The 26395-nt window shown below is 72.8% G+C and carries 25 protein-coding genes and 1 pseudogene; 12 read left to right on the plus strand and 14 right to left on the minus strand.

Annotated elements, in window-relative coordinates:
* Positions 1-55 precede the first annotated feature (55 nt).
* Both E1258_RS00075 and E1258_RS33800 read left to right on the plus strand, forming a co-directional pair.
* The gene (locus tag E1258_RS00075; protein ID WP_132395588.1) at positions 56-817 is read left to right on the plus strand and encodes a GtrA family protein; all 762 of its coding nucleotides are present in this window, start codon (positions 56-58) and stop codon (positions 815-817) included.
* Positions 814-1587, plus strand: a complete 774-nt coding sequence (locus E1258_RS33800) for a MaoC/PaaZ C-terminal domain-containing protein (RefSeq protein WP_207919341.1) — start codon at positions 814-816, stop codon at positions 1585-1587. The genes E1258_RS00075 and E1258_RS33800 overlap by 4 nt, the downstream gene beginning before the upstream one ends.
* Before the next feature lie 5 nt (positions 1588-1592).
* On the opposite strand, the gene E1258_RS00085 is transcribed toward E1258_RS33800, so the two are convergent.
* Together E1258_RS00085 and E1258_RS00090 are read right to left on the minus strand one after the other, a co-directional pair.
* On the minus strand, positions 1593-2165 hold the full coding sequence (locus E1258_RS00085; RefSeq protein WP_007074623.1) for a PH domain-containing protein: 573 nt from the start codon (positions 2163-2165) through the stop codon (positions 1593-1595).
* A 197-nt stretch (positions 2166-2362) separates the two neighbouring features.
* Positions 2363-3238, minus strand: coding sequence for a biotin--[acetyl-CoA-carboxylase] ligase (locus E1258_RS00090; protein ID WP_132395590.1), 876 nt, complete (start codon positions 3236-3238; stop codon positions 2363-2365).
* A gap of 119 nt (positions 3239-3357) precedes the next feature.
* Here E1258_RS00090 and E1258_RS00095 point away from each other — a divergent pair, with 119 nt between their 5' ends.
* Complete coding sequence (locus tag E1258_RS00095) at positions 3358-4941, plus strand: acyl-CoA carboxylase subunit beta (protein WP_132395592.1); 1584 nt, start codon at positions 3358-3360, stop codon at positions 4939-4941.
* Between the two features lie 104 nt (positions 4942-5045).
* Here E1258_RS00095 and E1258_RS00100 read toward each other — a convergent pair whose 3' ends face one another.
* From E1258_RS00100 to E1258_RS00130, 7 genes are all read right to left on the minus strand, one after another.
* The gene (locus E1258_RS00100; RefSeq protein WP_132395594.1) at positions 5046-5966 is read right to left on the minus strand and encodes a hypothetical protein; all 921 of its coding nucleotides are present in this window, start codon (positions 5964-5966) and stop codon (positions 5046-5048) included.
* Complete coding sequence (locus E1258_RS00105) at positions 5959-6459, minus strand: RNA polymerase sigma factor (RefSeq protein WP_132395596.1); 501 nt, start codon at positions 6457-6459, stop codon at positions 5959-5961. The genes E1258_RS00100 and E1258_RS00105 overlap by 8 nt, the downstream gene beginning before the upstream one ends.
* 248 nt (positions 6460-6707) lie before the next feature.
* Positions 6708-7451 (minus strand): M50 family metallopeptidase, encoded by a 744-nt coding sequence (locus E1258_RS00110; RefSeq protein WP_036374226.1) that lies wholly within the window; start codon positions 7449-7451, stop codon positions 6708-6710.
* 210 nt (positions 7452-7661) lie between these two features.
* Complete coding sequence (locus tag E1258_RS00115; protein WP_132395598.1) at positions 7662-8417, minus strand: rRNA methyltransferase; 756 nt, start codon at positions 8415-8417, stop codon at positions 7662-7664.
* Between the two features lie 46 nt (positions 8418-8463).
* Positions 8464-9546, minus strand: a complete 1083-nt coding sequence (locus tag E1258_RS00120; protein ID WP_132395600.1) for a methyltransferase — start codon at positions 9544-9546, stop codon at positions 8464-8466.
* Positions 9543-10397 carry a phytanoyl-CoA dioxygenase gene (locus E1258_RS00125; RefSeq protein ID WP_132395602.1) on the minus strand — a complete coding sequence of 285 codons (855 nt, stop codon included), beginning with the start codon at positions 10395-10397 and terminating at the stop codon, positions 9543-9545. Before E1258_RS00125 ends, E1258_RS00120 begins: the two co-directional genes overlap by 4 nt.
* A 120-nt stretch (positions 10398-10517) precedes the next feature.
* Positions 10518-11582, minus strand: a complete 1065-nt coding sequence (locus E1258_RS00130; protein ID WP_165949580.1) for an aldo/keto reductase — start codon at positions 11580-11582, stop codon at positions 10518-10520.
* Between the two features lie 256 nt (positions 11583-11838).
* On the opposite strand from E1258_RS00130, the gene E1258_RS00135 reads away from it, so the two are divergent.
* Complete coding sequence (locus tag E1258_RS00135; protein ID WP_132395606.1) at positions 11839-12768, plus strand: putative sugar O-methyltransferase; 930 nt, start codon at positions 11839-11841, stop codon at positions 12766-12768.
* 1 nt (position 12769) lies between these two features.
* On the plus strand, positions 12770-13852 hold the full coding sequence (locus E1258_RS00140) for an NAD(P)-dependent oxidoreductase (RefSeq protein WP_132395608.1): 1083 nt from the start codon (positions 12770-12772) through the stop codon (positions 13850-13852).
* Here the strand turns inward: E1258_RS00140 and E1258_RS00145 are convergent.
* From E1258_RS00145 to E1258_RS00160, 4 genes are all read right to left on the minus strand, one after another.
* Entirely contained in the window at positions 13810-14412 is a 603-nt protein-coding gene (locus E1258_RS00145; RefSeq protein WP_132395611.1) for a dTDP-4-dehydrorhamnose 3,5-epimerase family protein, read from the minus strand. The two genes, E1258_RS00140 and E1258_RS00145, sit on opposite strands and share 43 nt — an antisense overlap.
* A 7-nt stretch (positions 14413-14419) precedes the next feature.
* A complete protein-coding gene (locus tag E1258_RS00150) occupies positions 14420-15670 on the minus strand; it encodes a class I SAM-dependent methyltransferase (protein ID WP_132395613.1) in 1251 nt (416 codons plus the stop codon).
* 109 nt (positions 15671-15779) lie between these two features.
* Positions 15780-16901, minus strand: a complete 1122-nt coding sequence (locus tag E1258_RS00155; RefSeq protein WP_132395615.1) for a DegT/DnrJ/EryC1/StrS aminotransferase family protein — start codon at positions 16899-16901, stop codon at positions 15780-15782.
* 10 nt (positions 16902-16911) lie between these two features.
* Positions 16912-18150, minus strand: a complete 1239-nt coding sequence (locus E1258_RS00160; RefSeq protein WP_243715066.1) for an acyl-CoA dehydrogenase family protein — start codon at positions 18148-18150, stop codon at positions 16912-16914.
* Between the two features lie 282 nt (positions 18151-18432).
* Between E1258_RS00160 and E1258_RS00165 the strand changes: the two genes are divergently transcribed.
* From E1258_RS00165 to E1258_RS00185, 5 genes are read left to right on the plus strand one after another with little or no spacing between them, the layout of a single operon-like run.
* Positions 18433-19602, plus strand: coding sequence for a glycosyltransferase (locus tag E1258_RS00165; protein WP_132395619.1), 1170 nt, complete (start codon positions 18433-18435; stop codon positions 19600-19602).
* On the plus strand, positions 19587-20525 hold the full coding sequence (locus E1258_RS00170) for an NAD-dependent epimerase/dehydratase family protein (protein ID WP_132395621.1): 939 nt from the start codon (positions 19587-19589) through the stop codon (positions 20523-20525). Before E1258_RS00165 ends, E1258_RS00170 begins: the two co-directional genes overlap by 16 nt.
* Positions 20522-21565: a glycosyltransferase family 2 protein gene (locus E1258_RS00175; RefSeq protein ID WP_132395623.1), complete on the plus strand. Its 1044-nt coding sequence runs from the start codon at positions 20522-20524 to the stop codon at positions 21563-21565. Before E1258_RS00170 ends, E1258_RS00175 begins: the two co-directional genes overlap by 4 nt.
* On the plus strand, positions 21562-22617 hold the full coding sequence (locus E1258_RS00180) for a hypothetical protein (protein ID WP_132395625.1): 1056 nt from the start codon (positions 21562-21564) through the stop codon (positions 22615-22617). The genes E1258_RS00175 and E1258_RS00180 overlap by 4 nt, the downstream gene beginning before the upstream one ends.
* A gap of 14 nt (positions 22618-22631) precedes the next feature.
* On the plus strand, positions 22632-23654 hold the full coding sequence (locus tag E1258_RS00185) for a glycosyltransferase (protein ID WP_132395628.1): 1023 nt from the start codon (positions 22632-22634) through the stop codon (positions 23652-23654).
* A gap of 96 nt (positions 23655-23750) precedes the next feature.
* Here E1258_RS00185 and E1258_RS00190 read toward each other — a convergent pair whose 3' ends face one another.
* Entirely contained in the window at positions 23751-24512 is a 762-nt protein-coding gene (locus tag E1258_RS00190; RefSeq protein WP_132395630.1) for a phytanoyl-CoA dioxygenase family protein, read from the minus strand.
* Positions 24513-24711: 199 nt separating this feature from the next.
* Between E1258_RS00190 and E1258_RS00195 the strand changes: the two genes are divergently transcribed.
* Both E1258_RS00195 and E1258_RS34195 read left to right on the plus strand, forming a co-directional pair.
* Positions 24712-25464, plus strand: coding sequence for an HAD family hydrolase (locus E1258_RS00195; RefSeq protein ID WP_132395632.1), 753 nt, complete (start codon positions 24712-24714; stop codon positions 25462-25464).
* Between the two features lie 31 nt (positions 25465-25495).
* Positions 25496-26326, plus strand: a pseudogene (locus E1258_RS34195) (NAD-dependent epimerase/dehydratase family protein); the annotation flags it as partial.
* Positions 26327-26395: the final 69 nt, after the last annotated feature.

The raw sequence follows: 26395 nt of genomic DNA on the forward strand, positions 1-26395 counted from the left end.
CCCATCTCGTCCGGCCGGCCGGCCCGGCCCGGCCAACTCGCCTAAGGTGTTGCGCATGCGTCTTGTCCGTCTGCTGCCTGAACGCTGGCAGAAGTTCGTCCGCGAGGCGCTCAAATTCGGCGTCGTCGGCGGCATCAACACCGCCCTCAATTACGCGGTGTTCAATGCGCTGGCACTCACGGTCTTCCGGGACGGCCAACTGAAGGCCACGGTCATCGCCACCGTCGTGGCGACGATCACGTCGTACCTGATGAATCGGCACTGGACGTACCGGGATCGCCCAAAATCGGCCATGCGTCGGGAGTATGCCCTTTTCTTCCTCTTCAACGCGACCGGCCTGCTCATCGAGCTCGGCGTCCTGGCGGCGGCCAAGTACGGCCTCGGCGTAACCAGCCTGCTCGCCCTCAACGTCGCGAAAACCGGCGGCGTGCTGCTCGGCACCCTCTTCCGCTTCTGGTCGTACCGGACATTCGTCTTCCAGCCCGCCCCCGCCCAGCCGGCGGCCGACACCTGGCACACCATCCCGCGCGACGAATGGGACACGATGGCCGGGATGGACCCTGTGGCCGAGCTGGCCGAGTCCGTCACCGAGCTGGAGGAGTCCGAGCCGAGGCCGGGCACCAGACGGGAGCCGGGACGGGACACGACACGGCCGGCGGCCCGCCGCGACGAGCCCGGCAGCGGGTACGGGGTCACGACGCCCGCACAGGGCCGGCCCGCCCCGGCCGACGCGACGCTCGGCAACGCGCTCGACGGTGAGCTGGCGGCGGAACTCGCCGAGGAACTACACGCCGGCACCCGCCGGCGCCGGCGGTGAGCGTGCAGGAGACCGGCGCGTCTTCCGCGACCGGCACGCCGGCAACCGAGGCTTCCCCGAACGGCGCACCGGCGAACGGCGCACCGGCAAGCCGGGTCCCGGCGAACGAGGCACCAGCGAACGGGGCGACTTCCGCTACCGGGGCGGCTACCGCTACCAAGGCGACCAGCGCGCCCGAAGCGGTCGGCACGGCCCAGGTCGGCACGGCCCAGGTCGGCACGGCCCAGGTCGGCACGGCGGGGTCCGGGGCCGGTGCCACGGCGCCCGGGGGCAGCGGCGGGGGCCCGGCGTCGGGCACCGGAGCGCCGGACGAGCTCTTCTTCGAGGACCTGACGCCCGGGCGCACCTTCGACCTCGGCGTGGTGCGGATCGACGGCGCAGAGATGGTCGCCTTCGCCCGCCGGTTCGACCCGCAGTGGTACCACGTCGACGCCGAGCGCGCCGCCGCGAGTCACCACGGCGGGCTGATCGCCAGCGGGTTCTACACGGTCAGCCTATTCATGCGCGCGTACGTCGACCACGTGCTGGCCCGGGCCGCGGCGGACGCCTCCCCCGGCCTGGAGGAGCTGCGCTGGCTGGCCCCGGTCCGTGCCGGCGACCACCTGGCGGCACGCCTGGACGTGATGGGCAGCCGCCCCTCCACCGCCCGCCCGGGGCTCGGCACGGTCAGCCTCACCGGCACCATGTTCCGCCTCGGCACCGACGGCCGGCCGGAACAGGAGGTGCTGCGCACCCGCTTCCGCGGCTGGTTCACCCTCCGTCCCGGCTGACCGGGTCAGACCGAGGGATCGCGCAGGGGCTTGCCCTCGCGCATGTCCGCGAGGATCTCGCGCATCTCGCCGTCACCGAGGGAGTGCCGGTCGTGGTGCGCCTCGACCAGCTCGTACAGCTTGGTCTGGACCTTGCCGACGTGCGGGACGTCGGCGAGCACCGACTGCCCCCGCTCGCCGGCCGACTCGATGGTCAGGGTGCCGCAGCCGAGCAACCGCTCGACGAAACGCTGGCTCATCGCGTGGTCGTTGATCCGGGTCAGCGGGATGTCCCGCCGGTCCCGGGAGAGGACGCCCTGCTGGAGCAGCACCCGCTCGTTGGTGAACAGGTAGTGGGTGCTGCGCCACACCAGGAACGGCCAGAGCCCGAACCAGAGCACCAGCAGCACCGCCAGCCCCGCGAGGAGGTACAGCGCGGTGGTCGCGGCACCGCCGTCCGGGAGCAGTATCCAGCCCGCCACCACCGCCGCGACGGCGAGCGCCAGCACCAGGACCGGACGCACCATGGCCTTCCAGTGCGGGTGCAGGTGCAGCACGACGTGCTCGTCCTCGGTGAGCACGTCTTCGGGGAACGCCACGGGAACCTCCTCGCCAGAACCGGACGAGCTGACCGTAGCCGGTGGGCACCCGCGCGCGGATCAACCGGTGCGGTGGTTCCCAGGTTTCCGGCCGCGCGGCCCCGACGCACCGTTCCGGCGCGCGGCCCCGACGCACCGCCCCCGGTGTGGGAAGGGAACCCCTCCCTACCGTAGGCGTTAACAGGGGGCCCTTCCTTTCACCGCAGGTGCAGCACGTCTCCTGCGGCGAGGGTGCGCGGGCCCGCCGGGGTGTCGACCAGCAGCCGGCCGTCGGCGTCCACGCCGGTCGCCACGCCGGTCACCTGCGCACCGCCGGGCAGCAGCACCCGCACCGATCTGCCGACCGTCGCGCAGGCCGCCAGGTACGCGTCGCGCAGCCCGCTGGCCACCGCGTCGCCGCCGGCGTGGCGCCAGCGGTCGTACCAGTCGGCGACGGAGCGGAGCAGTGCACGCAGCAGCGGATCCCGGTCGGTGGCGGCGGCCCCGGCGAGCTGGAGCGAGGTGGCCGGCAGGCCGGTCGGGTTCGCCGGCAGCTCGTCGGCGCGCAGGGTGACGTTGAGGCCGATGCCGAGGACGATCGCCGGGGGCTGGTCCGGGGCCGGGCCGGGCACCGCCTCGGCCAGGATGCCCGCGCACTTGGCGTCGCCGATCAGCACGTCGTTGGGCCACTTGAGGGCGGCGTCCAGCTCGGCCAGCCGGACCACCGCCTCGACCAGCGCGAGGCCGGCGAGCAGGGGCAGCCAGCCGTACCCGGTGGCGGGGGCCGGCGGCCAGTCGCGCTCCGCGACAGCCTCGCCCGGCCGCAGCAGCACGCTGGTCGCGATTCCGGCGCGGGGCGGCGACTGCCAGACCCGGCCGCGCCGGCCCCGGCCGGCGGTCTGCCGCTCGGCGATCACCACGAGGCCCTCCGGCTCGCCGGATCGGGCCGCCTCCGCCACGTCCGCGTTGGTCGATCCGGTCTCGGCGCGTAGCTCCAGCCGGGCCCAGGGGCCGTGCGGGGCGGTCAGCGCCCGGCGCAGCCGGGCCGCCGACAGCGGCGGGCGATCCAGGTCGGTGTACGGCGAGCCGGGCATCCCGCCAGCCTACGGCCCGCCCGGACGCGGCGGCAGGTGCCGGCGGTGCCCCGGCCCGGTGAGGTTGCTGAGGCGTACTGCACACCGTCGGCCACCTGAACCATCGTTATATTCCGTGGGTGACTACCGAGACCGGGATCAACATCCACAGCACGGCGGGCAAGCTGGCGGACCTGGAGCGACGGGTCGACGAGGCGGTGCACGCCGGGTCGGCGCGTGCGGTGTCCAAACAGCACGCCCGGGGCAAGAAGACGGCGCGGGAGCGGATCGGACTGCTGCTCGACGAGGGGTCCTTCGTCGAACTGGACGGGTTCGCCCGGCACCGGTCCACCAACTTCGGCCTGGACCGCACCCGCCCGTACGGCGACGGGGTGATCACCGGCTACGGCACGGTCGACGGGCGGCAGGTCTGCGTCTTCGCGCAGGACTTCACGGTCTTCGGCGGCTCCCTCGGCGAGGTGTTCGGCGAGAAGATCGTCAAGGTGATGGACCTGGCCATGAAGATCGGCTGCCCGGTCGTCGGCATCAACGACTCCGGCGGCGCCCGCATCCAGGAGGGCGTGGCGTCCCTCGGGCTCTACGGCGAGATCTTCTTCCGCAACGTGCGGGCCAGCGGCGTCATCCCGCAGATCTCCCTGATCATGGGCCCGTGCGCGGGCGGCGCGGTCTATTCTCCGGCGGTCACCGACTTCACCGTGATGGTCGACCAGACCTCGCACATGTTCATCACCGGCCCCGACGTGATCAAGACGGTCACCGGCGAGGACGTCGGGATGGAGGAACTGGGCGGTGCCCGCACCCACAACGCGCTCAGCGGCAACGCGCACTACCTCGGCATCGACGAGGACGACGCGATCGAGTACGTCAAGGCGCTGCTGTCGTACCTGCCGTCGAACAACCTGGACGAGCCGCCGGTCTTCGACGCCCCGGCCGACGTGGCGATCAGCGACGCCGACCGGGAGCTGGACAGTCTCGTCCCGGACTCGGCGAACCAGCCGTACGACATGCACCGGGTCATCGAGCACGTGCTGGACGACGGGGAGTTCCTGGAGGTCCAGCCGCTGTACGCGCAGAATATGGTGATCGGCTTCGGCCGGGTCGAGGGACGCCCGGTCGGCGTGGTGGCCAACCAGCCGATGCACCTCGCCGGCACGCTGGACATCGCCGCGTCGGAGAAGGCCGCCCGGTTCGTGCGCACCTGCGACGCGTTCAACATCCCCGTGCTGACCTTCGTGGACGTGCCCGGGTTCCTGCCCGGCACCGGCCAGGAGTGGGACGGCATCATCCGGCGCGGCGCGAAGCTCATCTACGCGTACGCCGAGGCGACCGTACCGAAGGTCACCGTGATCACGCGCAAGGCGTACGGCGGGGCGTACGACGTGATGGGCTCCAAGCACCTGGGCGCGGATCTGAACTTCGCCTGGCCGACCGCGCAGATCGCGGTGATGGGCGCGCAGGGCGCGGTGAACATCCTGTACCGGCAGGAGCTGGCCGCCGCCGAGGACCCGGCCGCCGTGCGCGCCGAGAAGATCGCCGAGTACGAGGACACCCTGGCCAACCCGTACGTCGCCGCCGAGCGCGGGTACGTCGACTCGGTGATCCCGCCGCACGAGACGCGTACCCAGATCGTCCGGGCGCTGCGGGTGCTGCGCACCAAGCGCGAGACGCTCCCGGCGAAGAAGCACGGCAACATCCCGCTCTAGGCACGGTGCAAGGAGGTGCCCCTGTCAACGCGATCCGTGTAGCAGGGCCCCCTCCCGATGCCCCGACGCCGGAGGAGCCGGCGGGCCCGGCAGCCGGGCGCCGGTCAGCACGCCGGGTTGGCGGCGAGGCACATCCGCCGGGCGGCCGTGCGGCCCAGTTCGAGCAGCTCCGCGTCGCTGGTCTCGCGGGGGCCGTCCGGCCCGTCGACGCCCAACCCGCGCTCGGGCACGATGACGGTGACCAGGTCGCCGACCCGGACGATCATCCGGGTCTCCGGCGGGTGTTCCACGTCGAGGGGCTTGCCCGTCGTGGCGTCCACCGGGGACGTCACGGTGTGCCGCAACACGACCGCCTCGTCGCCGGCGAAGTCGCGGGCGACCGTCTGCCAGGTGTGCGCCACCGGAACCGTGCCATGGCCGTCGTCCAGGGGCCGAACCGCCGTGTCGCTCCAGCGGGCGCAGGTGGTCGCCGCCCGGTCCAGGTCGGCGAGCAGCCTGCCGGCCGGGGCGGGGTCGAGGCGGTAGACGTCCTGGGTGAGGACGGGGACGGCCATCGGCCCGTCCTGGCCCGACGTGTCGTCCAGGAGCAGCGTCTGGGATCGCGAGTAGCGAGACACCGGCGGCCCCGCCCCCGGCTCCTTGCTGACGGCGCACGACTGGAGCAGCGGGTCCACCCGGACCTGTTCCTGCAGCCCAGAGTCCCCCAGTCGTACGTTGCTCGGCACGCCCAGGTCGGCCGGGTCCAGCAGGGCCTCCTGGCCGATCTCGGTCCGGCCGGACGGCTCCGGCTCGGTAGACGCGCGCCACCCGTCGACCCAGGACATCGGCGGCGCGAGGTGCCCGCCGGCCCGGCCGCCGACCGCCACGGCGAAGACCGAGAGCACGGCCAGCACGGCCGCGGCCGCCGCCATCGCCGTACGCCGGCTGCGGCGGCGGGCCCGGGCACGGATGTCCGCCGGCTCGGGCCAACGGACGTTCCGCAGGTCCCGGTGCATCCGTTCGGCGAACGTCAGGTCGTCACGCATCGGCGGCCTCCTCCAGGTCAGAGACGGCGAGCAGCCCGGCGAGCACGGCACGCCCCCGGGAGAGACGGGCTTTCACGGTGCCGACCGGGGCGGCGGTCTCCCGTGCCACCTCGGCCACCGGCATGCCGAGCAGGTAGTGCAGGGCGATGGCGGTGCGCTGCGCCTCGGGCAGCCGGCGTAGCGCCGCCACCACCTCCAGCGTCGCGGTGCTCGGCGCGGGGACGCTCTCCGGCGCACCGTGCCGCAGGTACGCCCGCGCCCGGCTACGCATGCTGCGCCACCGGCTCACCGCGATCCGGCTCGCCACCACGCGCAGCCAGCCTTCCGGATCGTCGTACCCGCGTACGGTCGGCCAGCGCTGCCATGCGCGGATGTACGCCTCCTGCACGGCGTCCTGCGCCTCGGCCAGGTTCCCGGTGATCATGTACACGAAACCCAGCAATCGTTGCCGGCTGCCCCGGTAGAACTCGTCGAACCCCTCGGCGTCCGGCATCCGCCACCTCCCCGTGTCGCAGGGGACACGCCTGGCGGGTGGTCCCCGGTTGCCCGACCGGCCGGCTACTTCCTCCCCGGGAGCCCCCGACGGGTTCCTCCCGGGGTGTCCCGGCGGGCTCGTCACGTCACGGCCGGCTTGGCGGGCTCGTCACGTCACGGCCGGCTTGGCGGGCCTTCGGCAGCGAACAGCGACCGGCCGAGAATCGGGTGCCTGTTGGAGTGGTCGAGGGCGCGGGTGGGCGGTGGTCAGACCGTGAGCCCGGCGTCGGTGAGGATCGGGCCGGCGAGCAGCAGGGCGCCGACGGCGAGGCCGGCCAGGCAGACGACCAGGAAGACACCGACCCAGAACAGGGGCGGGAACGGCGTCAACCGGGCGAGCTGGTCGGCGTCGGACTCCGGCATCCGGCCACGGCTGCGCAGCCGCTGCAACTCGATCACCGGGCGCACGCCGCCGAACAGCAGGAACCAGACCGAGGTCCAGGCGAACGCGGCCTGCACCTGCGGCGGGGCGTACCAGGAGACGGCGAAGACCAGACCGCCGGTGGCGAGCAGCGACAGTGCCCCGTAGACGTTGCGGATCATCGCCAGCATGGCCAGCAGCAGCACCACCGTGACCGAGAGCAGCATGGTGATCCGGTTCCCGGCGAGCAGCCACGCCCCGGCCAGCCCGAGCAGGGTCGGGGCGACGTACCCGGCGAACAGGGTGAGGATCATGCCCAGCCCGGTGGGGCGGCCGGCCGACAGGGTGAGCCCGGAGGTGTCCGAGTGCAGCCGGATGCCGCGCAGCTTCCGCCCGGTGAGCAGGGCGGCCAGCGCATGACCGCCCTCGTGGGCGATGGTCACCGCGTTACGCGCGACCCGCCAGGGCACCCGGGTGGCGACCACCGCCAGCGCGACGGCGGCGGTGGCCAGGACCAGCAGCGGTGGCGGGTCGGGTTGCGCGCCGACAAGTTCGTTCCAGACGACGCTGAGGCCGTCGATCAGGTCCACGGGGCCGCAGCCTAGCGGCCCCGGCCCGGTTCGCGCGCCGCGCCCGCCACGGCCGCGGTGCCCGGCCGGGCCCGGTCGACCAGCGCCGGGACGCACGCCCGCCGCTGACCGGCACCCCGGTCAGGTCGCGGGCACCCCGATCAGACCGTTGGCAGCCCGGTCAGACCCGGTCAGAGTGTCGGCACCGCGGTCGGGTCGCGGACACCCCGCTCAGAGCGCCGACACCCCGGTCAGGTCGCCTGCGACGAAGAAGGCCGCCGCTCTGGTGCCCACCCGCAACCGCCGCCGAGGGCGGACCTCACCAACCGGCGGCACCTTGCGTCCACGTAGGACCACGGCGAGCACCCCGGTCGGCGGTAGCACGGAAGCGACCCCGGTCAGCATCCCGGGCAGGCCCTCGCCGGCCCGCTCCCCCTGCCAGCTCGTCTGCTCCCCGTACGGCAGGTCGGTCACGACCAGGTCGGGGGTCATGCCCGCGACGGCCTCGGTGAGGGCCACGCGGTCGAACACGTCGGCCCGCCGCACCGCGTACGGCAGCGGACCGCCTGCCGCGTCCAGGCGGGCGCGGAGCCGGTGGGCGGCGGCGGCCGCCTCCGCGTAGTGCGGCTTGTCGAACGCCTCGGCGCGTTGCGCCAGCTCGCGGGCCCGCGTGTCGAGCCCGGCGCCGGTCAGCAGGCCGAGGTTGGCCCGAGCCAGGTCGAGGGCCGCCTCGTCGACGTCGGAGGCGAGCAGCCCGGCAAGGCTCGGCCGATGCAGCAGCCCGAGCACGGTCAGCAGGTAACCGCTGCCGCAGCACGGGTCCCAGACGGTGGCCGGGGCGGACGTCGGGCGCAACTCCAGCGCGGTTTGCAGGACCTCGGAGGCGAGCCGCACCGGGAACGCCGGGAAGCCCGGCGCCGAGCGCAACACGGCACCACTGGCCAGGTCGCCGTACGCACCGCGTACGGTTTCGTGCCGGTAAGTCACATGCCCTCCCCGGCGCACCCTACCAATCCGGCACCGCCGGGCCGGGTCAGGCAGGCCGGGACTCGATCCAGTGGAAGTCGGTGGGAGGCAGCGGCGTGACGCCCTCCAGGGACAGCCCCGCCTTGCCGCACAGCCGCTCCAGGTCGCCTCGGGTCCGCTCCAGGCCCTGCCCGTTGACCAGCATGCCCACGTCGGTCAGGTACGCCAGCGCGTTGGCCGCCGGGCCGACCACGTCCGGCAGCACGTGGTCGATCATGACGATCCGGCCGCCCGGGGCGACCGCCTCGGCGCAGTGCCGGAGGATTCCCGTCGCCCGGCCGTCGCCCCAGCCGTGGATCACGCTTTTGAGCAGGTAAAGGTCGGCGTCGGCGGGGACCCTCTCGAAGAAGTCGCCCACCTCGATCCAGCACCGGTCGCCGACCCCGGCGCGGCGCAGGTTCCCCGCCGCCTCCGCGCTGCCGCTGGCGCTGTCGTAGAGCACGCCCCGCACGCCGGGGTTCGCGGCGAGCACGGCGGCCAGCAGGGTGCCGTCTCCGCCGCCCACGTCGACCACCGTCCGCACGCCGGCCAGGTCGGTACGCTCGGCAACGGCCGCCGCGACGCTGTGGGTGACCTGGCTCATCGCCGCGTTGTACAGCTCGGACAGGTCGGGTCGCCCGCCCACGTAGCTGAAGAAGTCGGTGCCGAAGATGCCGTCGAAGGCCGGCTCGCAGGTGCGGACGCTGTGCGCCAGGCCGTCCCAGGCCGTGGTCATGGCCGGATCGGTCAGCATCCGGGCCAGCGGGCGCAGCGTGCCGGGTCGGTCCCCACGCAGCAGCGCCCCCATCGGGGCGAGCGCGAACCGGCCGGGCGCGGTCTCGGTGAGCACCCGCAGCGCGGCCAGGGCGCGCAGCACCCGGAACATGGTGTCCGCTCGGGCGTCGAACCGCAGCGCCAACTCCTGCGGAGTGCGCTCGTCGTCGCCGATCGCGTCGGGCAGCCCCAGCCGGACGCAGTAGCCGACCAGCCGGCTGGCCATCCCGCCGAACACCAACCGCATCAGCTCCGGCCAGGCGGCGTCCGCGCCGGTCTGCGCCCGGCCGGGCTCGTCGGCCGTCGTGGCCCGCTCGTCCGTGTCCGGGACCGTCATCGGACCGGCTCGGCGGCCGGCAGGCCCAACCCGATGCGCACGGCCCGTTCGACCGGCGAGTAGTCGCCGTCCGGGCGGTCCAGGTCCAGCTCGCCCACCGGCTGCAGGCTCGGTTGGGCCATGAACCGGGGCCGCGTGCCCGTGTTGGCCACCGGGGTGTGCACCAGGAACGGGTGGCACAGGTAGACGTCACCGGCGCGTCCGGTGGCGGAGGCGAGCGGGCGGTCCCGGCCGACGTCGCCCACGTCGAGGTAGGTGCCCTCCGGGCCGTACGGTTCGAGCAGCGGCGGCACGTCCAGGTGGGAGCCGACCCGGACCAGCGTCGGCGCCTCCCGCTCGTCGGTGTCGGAGAAGAGGAACAGCAGCAGCAGGGCCCGCCCTCGCGACCGGAGGTTGCAGCGGAAGACCTCCGCGTAGTTGGGCGGGACCAGGTCCAGCTCGCCCTCCCAGTTCTGGGGGCCCAGCCGCTGCGCGTCGTCGGCCAGGAAGCTGGCGTCGATGTGCCAGCCGTAGTCCTCGGTCTGCTCCGGGCGCTTGCGCACCGGGAACCGGACCGGGAAGGTGCCGATCCGGTCCAGCGGCTTCCAGCGCCCCACCCCGACGAGCTGGTCGAAGGCGGCGTGCAGCCGGGGCGTGGTGGCGCTGCGCACGAAGGGCTCGGCGTCCTGGAGGCCCAGGCGGACCACCTCGCGGGACCAGGTGCTTCGGTCCTCGGGGTCCATGCCGAGCTGCCGCCACAGCAGTTCGCGACCCTGCTGCGCGAGCTCGGCCGGGAACGCCGCCTCCAACTTCACGAACCCGTCGGAGACGAACCGCTCGACCTGCTCGTCGCTGAGGACCTGGGCGCTCATCGCACTCCTTCCCGCCGGTTCCCGCCGAGGCGGAGCGAGACGGTCGCACCCGCGCTGACCGGACCGGGCGACGCGCCTCGTCAAGATTCGCCAGGTTGAATGGTAGACAAGCCGCCTCCGTCAGGGACTAACGTTTTCCTCAGCATCGTCCGGGCCGCCGCGAGACCGCCGCACCCCCCGCTCCACCACCCGCAACCAGCGGCTCTCCCCGGGCGCGGCGATGCCGTCGAGCCGGGCGCGGGCCTCGTCCGGCAGCGGCCGGTCGGCCGCCGCCAGCGCCGCCCGGGCCTGGTCCAGCGTGCGGGGGCCGACGACCGTGCTGGTCACCCCCGGCGCGTCGTAGACCCAGGCGTGCGCCAGGTCCGGCAGGGACAGGCCCAGCTCGACGGCCACCTTCGCCAACCGGCCCAGGGTCCGCCACACCGGCTGCCAGTGCGGGCCCGATGGGGCGTACCAGGCGGTGAACCGGGCGTCGCGGGGCGGCTCGCCGTCGGCGAACCGGTCGGAGAGCAGACCCATCGCCAGCGGGCTGTAGGTGAACAGGCCGAGGCCGTACTCCGCGCACAGCGGCAGCACGTCCCGCTCGATCTCGCGTTCCAGCAGGTTGTACGGCGACTGCTCGGCCACCACCGGGGCGGCGCCCCGGGACTGCGCCGTGCGCAGCAGGTCGACGATCCGCCAGCTGGGCACCGTGCCCAGCCGGGGCTGGTCGGCCAGCTCGTAGGCCGTGGGCACGGTGGAGGTGCCCACGTAGCGGACCTTGCCCGAGCGGACCAGGTCGTCGAGGGCGGACACCGTCTCCTCCACCGGAGTGTCCGGGTCGTGACGGTGCAGGTAGAGCAGGTCGATGTGGTCGGTGCTGAGCCGGCGCAGCGACCGCTCGCACTCCCGCTTCAGGGCGTACGCCGAGGTGCCCCGGTCGTTCGGTCCCGGGCCGACCGGATTGAAGATCTTGGTGGCCAGCAGGACGTCGTCCCGGCAGCTCCGCACGGCCGCGCCGACGATCTCCTCGCTGCGGCCGTCCTGGTAGACGTTGGCCGTGTCGACGAGGTTGACTCCCGCTTCGACGGCCGTGGCGACGATCCTGGCGGCCTCCTCCGGCCCGGTCGGGCCGCCGAAGTTGAACGCTCCCAGGGACACCTTGGACACCCGCAGCCCACACCGGCCCAACTGTCGGTACTCCACGCTGCCCTCCCCTGCGGTGGTGGTCGCCGGCCACCCCGTCGTGCGGCCGGTGCTCGCCGGAGCCGGGGAGTGGTCGATCTCGATGGGGGAGCCTAGTACCGCGCGGGTGCCTCGGCCGTGGTACTAGCAGAACTGCTAGAGCATCCGTCGAGCCGCCGGGCGGCCGGGCGGCAGCCGGTACGGTGTGCCTGAACCCACCACGGGCCGGTGCCGGACGACCGGTCGACGAGCGATCGAGCTGATCGGCGGGGAGCGGATGAGCGACAAGTACGGCCGCAGTGCGCTGTGGGAGCGGTACAACAGCACACAGGTGACCGAGGAGGCGGCGGACGACCTCACCTCCTTCAAGTCGAGCGACGTCAACTACAAGCTCGCCCTCTGGGATCCCCGGGTCAGCGGGGTCCGCTACCTGAAGACGCTCATCTTCAACCTGGCCGAGAACCTGGGCGAGGCGAACCGGGCCCGGTTGCGCCGGATCGCCAACCGGGACGTCGGCGACCCCATCTCCGTCGTCTGGGACGGCGACCGGATCTGCATGGACTATCTCCAGGCGGTGCTGGAGCTGGAGTTCTTCTCCCGCCACGTGCCGTTGGACGGCGCGACGGTGCTGGAGATCGGCGCGGGCTACGGACGCACCTGTCACGCCGTGGTCTCCAACCACGACGTCGCCGCTTACCACGTGGTCGACCTGCCGAACTCCCTCGCTCTGGCCCGCCGCTACCTGGGCACGGTGCTCACCGCGGAGCAGTTGGCGAGGGTCCACTTCCACGGCGTCGGCGAGGTGGACGGGCCGCTGAGCGAGCTGCGCTACGATCTCGTGATCAACATCGACTCGTTCGCGGAGATGACGGCGGAGACGGTGCGCGCGTACCTCGCCTTCGTCGCCACCAGGGCCCGCCACCTGTACGTCAACAACCCCGTCGGGAAGTACCTCGACAAGAGCCTGGACGGGCACTTCCAGGGCGAGGCCGTGGTCAACCTGGCGCTGAGCACCGGCCTGCTGCGCGACGTCATCGACATCCACGACAACCAGGCCGTGCGGCGGCAGTCCCGGGCGTTCCTCGACGCGTACCGGCCGGGGCCGGGCTGGGCCTGCGTGGCGGAGAGCCGGACGATCCCGTGGAGCTACTACTGGCAGGCGCTCTACCGGGCCGGCGAGGCGGCCCCGGCACCCGGGCGGGATTGAGGTGACCGGCCGAGAGGGCGAGCCCGCCGACCGGCCCGTCGTCGCCGTCCTCGGCGCCTCCGGCCTGGTCGGCACCGCCGTGCTGGCCGCGCTCGCCGGCCGGGCGGTCACCGTCCGGGCCGTCGCGCGCCGGGCTGCCGTGCCGCCCGCCGCGCCGGGCCGCGCGGCGGTTGAGGTGGTACGGGCCGACCTGACCGACCGGGGAGCCCTGGCGGCGGCGGTACGCGACGCGACGGCCGTGGTCAACCTCACCCTGGACAGTTCCGGCTGGCGGGGCGCCGCCGACGACGACCGCAGCGCGCGGGTCAACGTCGAGCTGACCCGGGAACTCGTCGGGCTGCTCCGCCCCGGGCCGGGCGGCACGCCCACCACACTGGTCTTCGCCGGCTCCGCCTCCCAGGTGGGCCGGCCGCCCCGGATCCCGATCGACGGCACCGAGCCGGACCACCCCGCCACCCCGTACGACCGGCAGAAGCAGGCCGCGGAGTCGCTGGTCCTGGCGGCCACCGGGGCCGGCGTCGTGAACGGAGTGTCGCTGCGGCTGCCCACCGTGTTCGGCCCGGTGCCGCCGGGTGCCGGGCCCGACCGGGGCGTGGTGTCCACGATGATCCGCCGGGCGCTGTCCGGAGCGCCACTGACCATGTGGCACGACGGCCGGGTGCAACGGCAACTGCTGTACGTGGCCGACGCCGCCGACGCCTTCTTGGCGGCGCTGGACCATCCCGGGGCGCTGGCCGGCCGGCACTGGCCGCTCGGCGACGGCCGGGGTGAACGGCTCGGGGACCTGTTCCGTGCCATCGCCGCCCTGGTGGCCGAGCGGACCGGTCGGTCACCGGTGCCGGTGCTGGCCGTGCCCCCGCCCGACGAGGCCCGGGTCAGCGACTTCCACGACATGGTCGTTGACGCCTCGGCCTTCCAGACGGTCACCGGGTGGGCGCCCCGGGTGCCGTTGCGCCTCGCGCTGGACCGGACCGTCGCGGCGCTCGCCCGCGACGGCAGCGGCCCCGAGGCCCCGGGCGGCGTCGGCCCGGCGCGGGCGGATCAGTCCCGGAAGCCGGACTCGATCTCCAGGCAGGTCCGGTAGTCGGGCAGCAACCCACGGGCGAGCGCCTGGTCGAAGGTGATCGCGGTGCGGTCCCGCTCCGACAGGATCGGTTCGACGTCCTCGGGGATGGGCAGGCCCAGCTCGGGGTCGAGCGCGTCGAGCGCCAGTTCGTTCTCGAAGACGTACTCCTGGGACAGGACGTACGACATGACGGTGTCGTCGGCCAGGGCGACGAACATGTGCGCGACCCCGACCGGCAGGTAGACCGCCTGGAACTCCTCGCTGTCGAGCACCACGCTGTCCCACTTGCCGAACGTCGGTGAGCCCACCCGCACGTCGAGGACCAGGTCGAGCACCCGGCCGTGCGGGCAGGAGACGAACTTCGCGGTGCCGGGCGGGGTACGGGTGAAGTGCAGCCCCCGCAGCGTCCCCCGGCGGGAGACGCTGTAGCTGGTTTGCCGCACGGGGAACAGCGGGTACCCGACCGTGTCCCGGAACAACGAGTCGAGGTACGGCGAGAGGAACACCCCCCGGTAGTCCGGGTAGACGGTGGGCGCGAAGGCGTACGCGCCTTCGACGGTCAGCGGGCGGGCGGACACCGGCGGGTCAGCTCGTCACGTGTACGCGGGGGACGTACAGGATCCACTGTCCGCCAGCCCGGCGGAACTCCTGCTCCTTCGCCATGATCTCGTCGGCGTGGTTCCAGGCGAAGAGCAGCGCGTAGTCCACCGCGTCGGGCGTGAACGCGTCCGGGGTGCGCACCGGGATGTGCGTGCCGGGGGTGAGCCGGCCCTGCTTGGCCGGCGTCGTGTCGCACACCCAGGAAACCAGGTCCGGACCGATGCCGCAGAAGTTCGTCACGGTGGCGCTTTTCGCCGTCGCGCCGTACGCCACCACCCGCTTGCCCTCGGCCTTGAGCGAGTTCAGCAGGGCGAGCAGGTCGGTGCGGATGCCCTCGACGTCGGCGGCGAACCTGTCGAGCCGGGTGCGGTCGGCGACCCTTCGAGCGTCCTCCTCGCCGATCAGCGCGGCCACCCGCTCGGCCGGCTGCCGCGCGCCGGCACGGGCGATGGTGTAGCGGACCTCCCCGCCGTGCACCGGAAGGCGTTCCACGTCGACGAGCGCGAAGCCGAAGCGGGCCGCCAGCGCCTGCACCGACCGCGCCGAGAAGAAGAAGAAATGCTCGTCGTAGATCTGGTCGAAGGACGTCTTGTCCAGGATGTCGCCGAGGTACGGGTCCTCGAAGACGAAGACCCCGTCCGGTGCCAGCAGCGCGTCAACGCCCCGGAGGATGGAGTCGAGGTAGGGGATGTGGCAGATGGTGTTGGCCGCGAAGATCACATCGGCGGGGCCGTCTGTCTCCCGGACCCGGCGGGCGGTGGACTCCTCGAAGAACTCGGTGACCACCCGCACCCCGTGCCCACGGGCCACATCGGCCACCCCACCCGACGGTTCGAAGCCCAGGTGCCGCACCCCCGCCTCGTGGACGGTACGCAGCATCACCCCGTCGTTGCAGCCGATCTCCACCACGAACGGGTCCGGGCCGGTGGCCTCGTGCTCCAGCAGGTGCCGCGCGGTGTCGGCGAAGTGCTTCTGCATCACGGAGGAGCCCGACGAGTGGTACGGGTAGTCCTGGTGGAACATCTCCTCCCGGGGCACCTCCTCCATGAGCTGCACCATCGTGCAGCCCGCGCAGACCCCCACCGCCAGGTGGAAGAAGAACTCGTCCGCGAGCTGGTCCTCGGTGAGGAACCGGTCGGAGAGCGGCTGCCGACCCAGGTCGAGGAACTGGGCGGTGGTGCCGCCACACGCCCGGCAGGTGCCGCGCCGGGGCGTGCCGTCGGCTGAATCGGTCATCGCATTCCTTCCGTGGACACCCCTGCCTCCAGGCAGGGGAGGATGTCAACGACGTCTCCTTGTCGGGATGGGTCGTCCAGCTCTCGGCTGCGGCTTGCCGGCCGGCGACTCAGAGCGCCGCGAGCACGTCGCGCAGCGCGTCGATCACCCGGTCCTGCGTCTCCGGCGGCAACGAGGGATACATGGGTAGGGAGAAGATCTCGCCGGCCAACCGTTCCGTGGTGGGGAGGGAGCCGGTCTGGTAGCCGAGCTTGGCGAAGCCGGTCATGGTGTGCACCGGCCAGGGGTAGCTGATGTTGAGCGCGATGTCCCGCGCCGCCAACTGTTCGAGGATGCGGTCGCGGGCGGGGTGGCGGACAACGTAGACGTACCAGACGTGTTCGTTGTCGGCCGCCGTCACCGGCAGGGTCAGGCCGACCTGGTCGGCGATGTCAGCCAGGCCCTCCTCGTAGCGCCGGGCCACGGCGCGGCGCCCGGCTATATAGTCGTCGAGCCGGCACAGCTTGCGGCGCAGGATCTCGGCCTGCACCTCGTCGAGGCGGCAGTTGTGCCCCGGCGTCTCGACGACGTAGTAGACCTGCTCCATGCCGTAGTAGCGCAGCCGCCGCAGCCGCTCGTCGGTCACGGCGTCCGCGGTGACCACGCCGCCGCCGTCGCCGTACGCGCCCAGCACCTTCGTCGGATAGAACGAGAAGGCAGCGGCGTCGCCCATCGTGCCGGCCAGCCGTCCGCCCCGACGCGCGCCGTGCGACTGCGCGCAGTCCTCCAGGACCTTGAGGCCGTGTTCCCGGGCCACCCGCAGCACCGGGTCCATGTCGACGCACTGGCCGTAGAGGTGCACCGGCAGCAGCGCCTTCGTCCGGGGGGTGACCGCCTCGGCCAGCAGCTCGGTGTCCATCAGGTAGTCGTCGGCGCGGACGTCCACGAAGACCGGCGTCGCGCCGACCGCGTCGATGGCGAGCACCGTCGGCGCGGCCGTGTTGGAGACGGTGATCACCTCGTCGCCCGGCCCGACGTCGAGCGCCTGGAGCGCGAGCTTGATGGCGTTGGTGCCGTTGTCCACCGTGACGCAGTGCGGCATGTCGTGATAAGCGGCGAACTCCTGCTCGAAGCCGCGCACGCTCGCGCCGAGGATGAGGTTCCCGGACTCGAAGACCGTCTGCACGGCGTCGAGGAGGTCGTCCCGTTCCTTCTCGTACTCCGGCAGGTAGCCCCACACTCGGATGGTCATCTTCGCCCTTCTACGCCGAGGTCCGGGAGCGGAGCGCGCGCACGCTCATGTAGTCGTTGTCCCGGTCGAGTCCAAGTGCCTGACCGCTCAGGTAGTCGACGGCGTCCACGTAGCTGTAGGGCTGCATGAACCCGCCGGCCCGCACGTCGCGATAGAGCCGGGAGAGTGGGTGCCCGGCCGTGTAGGCGAGGCCGCCGACCAGGCTGAGGCAGTCGTCCACCACCGCCGGGGCCAGCTCGTTGACGGTCATCTTCGCGTACTGGAACGGGGTCATCATCCGTCGGCCGCGCTCGTCCGGGTCGCCGGACAGGTCGACCGACGCCGCGTCGGCGTTGGTCAACGCCGCGCCGACCGTGGCGCGTAGCGCGTAGAGCCGGGTGTCCAGCCCGGCGACCAGCGCCCGGGCACCGGCCCGTGGCTCGCCGCCGCGCCCCGCGCAGAATCCGACCGCGATGTCCCGGGCCGCCTGGGCGACGCCGGCGTAGATGCCGAGCATGGTGATCGAGCTGACCGTCTGCCCGGCCAGCACGGCGTCCCGCCGGGCCCCGACCGGGCCACGCTTTAGCAGTTCGTCGGCCCGGACCGGGCACCGGTCGAAGACCACCTCCAGCGTCCCCGAGGCCCGCATTCCCAGGCCGTCCCAGTTGTCCAGCACCGTGAGCCCGGGGGCGTCGCGGTGCACGACCGGCACGGCGAGGAACACCGAGCCGTCGTCGTCGCGCCGCTGGGCGTGCACGAAGAAGTGGGTCGCGATGGGCGCCATGCTGACCAGCACCTTGCGGCCCGACAGCAGCCAGCCGCCGGCGCCGTCGGAGTGCAGCTCGGTGACCACGCCGGGGGCGTCCTTGAGCGCGCCGCAGACGGCGGCCTCGCCCTCCGCCATCGCCCGCAGCAACCGCTTTGCCATCGCGCGCACCGGCGGCGTGCCGTGCTGCCACTCGTAGGTGAGGGTGAGGCCCCGGCTGAGCTGCACGTGCCAGGCCAGCGCGGTGGACGCGTCGGCCTCGGCCAGCCGCATCAGCGCGGTCGCCACGTCGTACAGCCGGGTCAGCCCCAGGCCGCCCAGCTCGGCGGGAACGGTGGCGCCCATCAACCCGAGCTTCGCGAACTGCTCGAACGCCTCCACCGGGAAGGTGCCGGTGCGGTCCCGGTCGGCGGCCTCCGCACTGATTCTCGGGATCACGCCGGCAAGCAGATCGACCACCGTGCGCCCCGCCGGTGTGAGCGGCGCGCGGAGATCCGCCGCCACCCATCTCTCCTCGGTCAGATTAGACATCGCCTGCTTCCGTTCGCGCTGTGCCGAACCTGTCGCGATCAGGGTGTACGGCGATCACCAATTGCTGGCTGATTGTCCACCGACGATGCTCGACAGGGATACCCAGAATAGGCGGCAACGGCTTGGCGAAACCCCTGTCGTACGCCGGAGTTCGCCAAGTCTAGTTGGATCACTCGAGCTTTCCCCGCAGACGCCGTGAACCATGGGCCAGCGGTTGACGTCGCTATATATTCGGCCGACACGTGCGGAGGACTCGTGAAGATACTGTTCATCGCAGGACCGACGAAGTCCAGCCTATTCGGCCTGGCCCCACTGGCAATCGCCGCCCGGATGAGCGGGCACGAGGTCGTGATGGCTTCCACGCAGGAGGTCGTACCGGCGACGATGTCCGTCGGGCTGCCGGCCTTCCCGCTGGCGGCGCTGACCCTCGCCGAGCTCATGACCACCGACCGGGCCGGCGATCCGCTGCGCATCCCGGCCGAGGACGCCGCCTTCGTCCCCTTCGTCGGCCGGATGTTCGGCCGGCTGGCGGCGATCAGCCTGGGTCCGCTGCGCGACCTGGTCGGCGGGTGGCGGCCCGATCTGATCGTCGGCGGCCCGCACGCCTACGCCGCGCCGATCCTGGCCACCGAACTTGGGGTGCCCTGCGTGCGGCACCTGCTCACCGGCAACCCGGTGGACCGCGAGGGCACCCATCCGGGGGTCGACGAGGAGCTGCGGCCGGAGCTGGCCGCGCTCGGCCTGGCCCGGGTGCCGCCGTTCCACCTGGCCCTGGACATCTTCCCGGCCAGCACCCGGATCGACGACGCCCCGTCGGCGCAGCCGGTGCGACCGCTGCGCTGGATTCCGACCAACCAGCAGCAGCCGGTGGAGCCGTGGATGCTCTCGTGCGGGCCGCGTCGCCGTGTCCTGGTCACCGCCGGCAGCCTGGTCACCACCACCCACAACTTCGACTTCCTCCACGGACTGGCCGGCACCCTGGCCGAGCAGGACGTCGAGGTCGTGGTCGCGGCGCCGCCGGAGGTGGGTCGGGCCCTGCACGACGTGCCGGGTGTGCGGCACGCAGGCTGGCTCCCGCTGGACGTGGTGCTGCCCCACTGTGACCTGATCGTGCACCACTCCGGCACGATGACCGCGCTGACCGCCCTGAACGCGGGGGTGCCCCAGCTGATCGTGCCGCAGGAGAGCCGGTTCATCGAGTGGGCGCGCAACCTGTCGACCCTGGGCGTGGCGCAGACCCTCGCGCCGGGCGAAGACACGCCGGAGGCCGTGGGCAAGGTCGCCCGCCTGCTGCTGGAGGATCCGGTCCACGCCACCAGCGCCGCCGCGATCGCCCGCGAGATCGCCGAGATGCCCGGCCCCACGGAGGTCGTGGGCCAGCTCACCGAGTTCGCCTTCCGGGGCCTGACATGCGCGTCCTCGTGACCGGCGGAGCCGGGTTCATCGGCTCCCACCTCACCGACGCGCTGCTCGAACGCGGCGACAGCGTCACCGTGCTCGACGACCTGTCCACCGGGCGGCCCGAGCGGCTGCCCGCCGGGGTGCCGCTGCACCACGGGTCGATCACCGATCGGGCCGGGTTGACCCGGCTGGCCGAGCAGTGTCGCCCGGAGGTCATCTGCCACCTGGCCGCCCAGGCGGACGTGCGCAACTCGGTGGCCGACGCCACCTCGGACACCGGGGTCAACGTGGTCGGCACCGTCAACGTCCTGGAGGCCGCCCGGGCCACCGACGCCCGGGTCGTCTTCGCCTCCAGCGGCGGCGCCCTCTACGGGGAGGTCGACGAACTGCCCTCCCCCGAGGACGTCCGGCCGGCGCCGTGGGCGCCGTACGGGGCCGCCAAGTACTGCGCGGAGCAGTACCTGGCGCTCTACAACCGGCTCTACGGCTCGACGCACGCGGCGCTGCGGCTCGGCAACGTGTACGGGCCACGCCAGGACCCGACCGGCGAGGCCGGGGTCGTCTCGATCTTCTGCGGCTGCCTGGTGGCCGGGCGCCGGCCGACGGTGTTCGGCGACGGCGAGCAGACCCGGGACTACATCTACGTGGCCGACGTGGTGGAGGCGTTCCTGCTCGCGGTCGGGCACGGTGGCCCCGGCCTGTGGAACATCGGCACCGGGACCTCCACCAGCATCCGCAAGCTGCTGGACCTGGTCGGCCGCACCGCTGGGCGCGTCCCGGACCCCCGCTTCGAGCCACCCCGCCTGGGCGAGCTGAAGCACTCCGCGCTGGTGGTGACCCGCGCGGCCCGGGAGCTGCGCTGGGCGGCCCGAACGAGGCTCGCCGACGGCATCGCGAAGGTCTACAAGTGGGTCGAGGCGGACGAGCCGGTCCGGGGGGAGCGATGACCCGCGAGGGGTCAGCGCCGCCGGTTCGGGTCGCCACCATCACGGTCGGCACCAACGAGATCCGTTGGCTGGACCGCGCGCTCGGCTCGCTGCTCGCCAGCGACACGACCGGCTTCGAGCTGACGGTCTTCTACGTGGACAACGCCTCGGCCGACGGCAGCGTGGCGCACGTCATCTCGGCGTTCCCCGGCGTCCGGGTCATCCGAAACCCCCGCAACCTCGGCTTCACCGGCGCGAACAACGTCGGCATGCGGGCCGCCCTGGCGGAGGGCTTCGACCACATCTTCCTGGTCAACCCGGACACCTGGACACCGCCGGGGTTGGTCCGCGGGCTGGTCGAGTTCGCGCAGCGGTGGCCGCAGTACGGCGTCATCGGCCCGTTGCAGTACCGCTACGACCCGGCGTCGACCGAGTTGACCGACTTCAACGACTGGACGCAGGTCGCCCTCTACCTGGGCGAGCAGCACACCTTCGCCGGCGACCTGCTGGATCATCCCTCGCACGTCTCCGCGACGGTCCGCGACCGCGCGCCGCGCACCCTGGAGCACGCGTACGTACAGGGCTCGGCGCTGTTCGTCCGGGCCGCCGTGCTATGCGAGGTCGGCCTGCTCGACGAGGTGTTCCACACCTACTACGAGGAGGTCGACCTGTGCCGGCGGGCCCGGTGGGCGGGCTGGCGGGTGGCGCTCCTACTCGACCTCGGCATCCAGCACAAGGGCGGCGGTGGCACCGCCGCGAGCGCGTACAGCCGGATACACATGCGCCGCAACCGCTACTACTATCTGCTGACCGATGTGGACTGGCCCCCGGCCAAGGCCGCCCGGCTCGCCGCCCGCTGGCTGTTCTCCGACGTCCGTGGGCGGGGCGTGACGGGTCGGACGAGCGCGGGCGTCGGGGCGCGGGAGACCTTCGTGGCGCTCGGGTGGCTGGCCCGCCAGGCCCCGGTGATCCGGGAACGTCGTCGGCGGCACCGGCTGCTGCGGGCACGGGGGACGGGCGTGGACCGCGCACGAGAGCGGAAGGAAACCGTGCGGGGATGAGCAGGCCACGGATTCTCGTCGCGGGCAACTTCCACTGGCAGGCCGGGTTCAGCCAGACCGTCGCCGCGTACGTGCGGGCGGCCCGGGAGGCCGACTGCGAGGTGCGGCTCTGCGGCCCGCTGTCCCGGGTCGACGCCGAGACGGCACGGCACCTGCCGGTCGAGCCGAACCTCCGCTGGGGCACCCACCTGGTGATCATGTTCGAGGCCAAGCAGTTCCTCACCGAGGCGCAACTGGACCTCGTCGCGGCGTTCCCCCGACAGCGCCGGGCCATCGTCGACTTCGACGGGCACTGGGGCGCAGAGGAGGGCGGGGACGGCGACAGTGCTTCGGGCCGGTACTCCGCGGAGAGTTGGCGGCGGTTGTACTCGACCCTGAGCGACCTGATCCTGCAACCCCGGCTGGGTCCGCTCCCGGCCGGAGCCCGGTTCTTCAAGTGCTTCGGCCTGGCGGCGCCGGTGCGGCACCCGCTGGAACTGGGCACCGGCGCGCAGTCGCGCCCGTACGACCTCCAGTACATCGGCAGCAACTGGTGGCGGTGGGAGCCGATGACCGAGATGGTCGAGGCCGCGGCGGCGGCCCGGCCGCCGCTGCGCCGGCTGCGGGTGTGCGGACGCTGGTGGGACGGTGGCAGTTGCGCGGGCTTCGAGGAGGCGACGCCCAGCGAGCCGGGCTGGCTGCGGGCGCGCGGCGTCGAGGTGCATCCGCCCGTGCCGTTCGGCCACGTGGTCGAGCAGATGGGCCGGTCGCTGATCTCACCGGTCCTGGTGCGGCCGCTGGTCACCAGCACCGGCCTGTTGACCCCCCGGATGTTCGAGACGCTGGCCTCGGGCAGCCTGCCCGTGCTCCCGGTCGCCGCGAAGTTCCTCGCGCCGGTCTACGGCGACGAGGCGGAACACCTGATGCTCGGCGACGACCCGGCCGGAACGCTGAGCCGGCTCTCGGCCGAGCACGAACGGTACGGACGACTGGTCGGTGAGATTCAGGACCGGCTCCGCGTCGAGTACGGCTACCCTCGCGTCCTGCGGGACCTGCTCGATCTGCTGGCCTGAGGAATGAGGAGCAGATGACCCCCCTGCGGATCGCGATGGTCAACATACCGTTCCGGTTGCCGAGCGACGAGCGACAGTGGATCACGGTCCCGCCGCAGGGGTATGGCGGTATCCAGTGGATCGTGGCCAACAAGATCAAGGGCCTGCTCGAACTCGGGCACGAGGTGTTCCTGCTCGGTGCCCCGGGCAGTCCGCGTACGCATCCACGCCTGACCGTGGTGCCGGCGGGCGAGCCCGAGGACATCCGGGCGTGGTTGAAGTCCGCGCCGGTGGACGTCGTCAACGACTACAGCTGCGGCAAGGTCGATCCGATCGAGCTGCCCCCCGGGGTCGGCCTGGTGGCCTCGCACCACATGACCACCCGCCCGTCCTATCCGGCCGGCTGCGTGTACGCCTCGAAGGCGCAGCGGGAGCAGTGCGGCGGCGGCGCGGACGCCCCGGTCATTCCGATCGGGGTGGATCCGTCGCTCTACCGCCCCGGCGACCGCAAGGACGACTTCCTGCTCTTCATGGGCCGGATCTCCCCGTTCAAGGGCGCGCTGGAGGCGGCCGCGTTCGCCCGGGCCGCCGGCCGCCGGCTGCTGATGGCCGGTCCGGCCTGGGAGCCGGAGTACCTCGACCGGATCATGGGCGAGTACGGCGACCACGTCACCCTCGTCGGCGAGGTGGGGGGCCAGGAACGTATGGACCTGCTCGCCACGGCGGCTGCCATCCTGGTGCTCTCCCAGCCGGTGCCCGGCCCGTGGGGAGGCACGTGGTGCGAGCCGGGCGCGACTGTGGTGTCCGAGGCCGCGGCCAGCGGCACCCCGGTGGTCGGCACGAGCAACGGCTGCCTGGCGGAGATCGTGCCGGCCGTCGGCGAGGTGGTGGGCTTCGGCACCGGCTTCGACGAGCGGGAGGCCCGGGCGGTGCTGTCCCGGCTGCCGTCGCCCGCTCAGGCGCGCACGGCCGCGATCCGGTGCTGGGGGCACGTGGAGATCGCCCGGCGCTACGAGGCGGTGTACCGCGACGTACTGGCTGGCGCGCGCTGGTCCTGAGCCGCCCTGGGCGGCGGCCACGGTCGCGGCCGTAGGGGTGCCCGCCGCACGCGGAAGCGCCGGTGTCGGCGGTCCGACACCGGCGCGCCCGGCAGGTCAGCTCCGGTCGTGCAGCCAGGGTCGCGGCTCGGGGTCGGTCACCTCGACCGGCTGGCTCATGAACACCAGGACGTACGCCCGGCGCGGCTGGTCCGTCTCGTTCGGGCCGGCGTAGTGCGGCGCGCGGAAGTCGTGCATGACCGCCTCGCCCGGCCGCAGCGGGCAGGCGACGCTGTCCGTGTCGTCGACCTCGTCCGTCATCAGGCCTTCGATGCGGTCGTCGTGGTTGATGTGATGGTGCGGGAGCACCCCGCCCCGGTGCAGGCCCGGCAGGTACTGGAGGCAGCCGCTGGACACCGTCGCCTCGTCGAGCGGGGTCCAGATGCTCAGGCCGCGACGGGACCAGCGCGGGTCCATGTACGCCTCGTCCTGGTGCCATGGAGTGGGTGCGCCGTAGCGCGGCGGCTTGAGGATCGCGTGGCCGTAGAAGTCGAGTTCGTCCTCGGGGATGTCGAGGAAAGCGGAGGCGATGGCCCGGCATCGCGCGAAGTGCGCGGTCCCCACCAACTCCGGCAGGTATTTCTCCGGCCGGACGATCTGCGGGAGACGGGCAGGCGCGGCGTCGTCGCCACGGCCGGCGATGTCCCGGTAGTCGCCGGTGCCGGGCGACGCGTGATCGGCGAAGAGCCGGTCGTACGCGGCCCGGAGCCAGGCGACCTCGGCGTCGTCGGCGAGCTGCGGGAGAGTCACGAAGCCGTCGCGCCGGTAAGCCTCCAGCCGACGGTCGACGACCTCCGCACCAACAGTCCCCACGGCCATTTGACCACCTCTCGGAATAGCCTGTCCGCGAATAGACCATACGGTAGGAACAGCGCGGCGATACCGCTCCCGAGCGGGAAATAGGGATTCGACTAGTATTCGGTCCGCGCCGCTGCCAGAACGGCACGCGCTCTCGATTGTCCATTCATCCCCGTGCGAGACTCGCCTCGATGTCCTCGATGTCGGTGGGGGGTTTGGGATGACCGGGCACAGCGCCGTCGCGCTGGACGTCGGCGGGGTCGTCTACTACGACGAGCCGTTCGAGCTGGCCTGGCTCCAGGACACCTTCGACCGCCTCCAGGCCACCGACCCGACGCTCGACCTGCGTGCGTTTCTGGAGCACGTCGAGCGGTTCTACCACTACGGCGAGGGCGACCCGACCGGCCGGACCTGGCTCCACTCGGAGATTGCCGCGCTGAGCTGGTCGCGGGTCCGGCAGTCCTGGGGCGAGCTGGCCCAGGAGATTCCCGGTGCCGTTCGCGCGGTCACCAGGCTGGCCAGGGAACTGCCCGTCGTGATCGTCGCCAACCAGCCTCCCGAGTGCGCGGACGTGCTGGCCCGGTGGCAGGTCAGCCAGGTCTGCCGGGAGGTGCTCCTCGACTCCCTCGTCGGGGTGGCCAAGCCCGACCCGGCCCTGCTCGGGCTCGCCCTGCGGCGGCTGGCGATCCCGCCCGCCGAGTTGCTGGTGGTGGGCAACCGGACAGATCACGACGTCCTGCCCGCGCTCGGGCTCGGTTGCCCGGTGGCGTTCGTGCTGCCCGATCCGGCGTACCGCCGGCCGCCGGGCGTCCATCCGGACCTGGTCCGGGTCTACACGGAGCTGAGGGCGTTCCGCACCGGCTCCCCGCCCGCGGACGCCCGGGTCACCACCGTGGCGTCCCTGGCGGCCCTGGCCGACTCTCCCCTGACGAGTGCCACCCCGCGTTCGAACGCCGGCACCGGCGGACTTTGACGAAGGAGTGCAGTTGCGACGCCCCGCAGCGGTGGTCGGCGCCACCGGCTTCATCGGCTCCCGCCTCGTCTCCCGCCTGGCCGAGGCCGGGCATCCGGTGGCGCGCTTCAGCCGTGCCGCCCCACCCGTCGTCGACGGCCGGCCCGCACCGGGGCTCCGCGAGGCGCAGGTCGTCTACTTCCTCGCCGCCCGGCTGAGCCCGGCGCTGGCGGAGCAGCAACCGGAACGGGTCGTCCGGGAACGCGAGTTGTTGCTGGACGTGCTCAGGGCGCTGGCGGGGGTGGACCACCGGCCGGTGTTCGTCCTGGCCAGCTCGGGCGGGGCGGTGTACACGCCGACGGTGTGGCCGCCCTACCACGAGCGGTCGGCCACCGGGCCCGCCTCGGCGTACGGCCGGGCGAAGCTGCGGCTGGAGCAGGAGCTGCTGCGCCACACCGACCGGGTGCAGCCGGTGGTGACCCGGCTGAGCAACGTCTACGGTCCCGGGCAGCGGCCGACCCCCGGGTACGGTGTCCTGTCACACTGGCTGGAGGCCGCCGTGCGCGGGGAGCCGATCCGGCTCTTCGGCGATCCGGCCGTGGTGCGGGACTACGTACACGTCGACGACGTCACCGCGATCATGGAGGTCATCGCGCAGCGGGCCGGTGGCGGCGACCGGGACCGGCTGCCCACGGTCGTGAACGTCGGCTCGGGCCTGCCCACCTCCCTCGCCGAGTTGCTCCAGACGATGTCCACGGTGGCCGGTCGTGAGCTGGAGGTCATCCGGGACGTCCGCCGGCAGTTCGACCATCGGGGCAACTGGCTCGACACCACCCTCGCCCGGCAGACCCTGGGCTGGCAGGCGAGGATCAGCCTGCCCGACGGCGTCCGCCAGTGCTGGGAGGCCGTCCTCACCCGGGCGGGCGGCCCGGGGGGTTCCCCGGCCCGGCCG

This window comes from Micromonospora sp. KC207 (assembly GCF_004348615.1).
Classification (GTDB): Bacteria; Actinomycetota; Actinomycetes; order Mycobacteriales; family Micromonosporaceae; genus Micromonospora.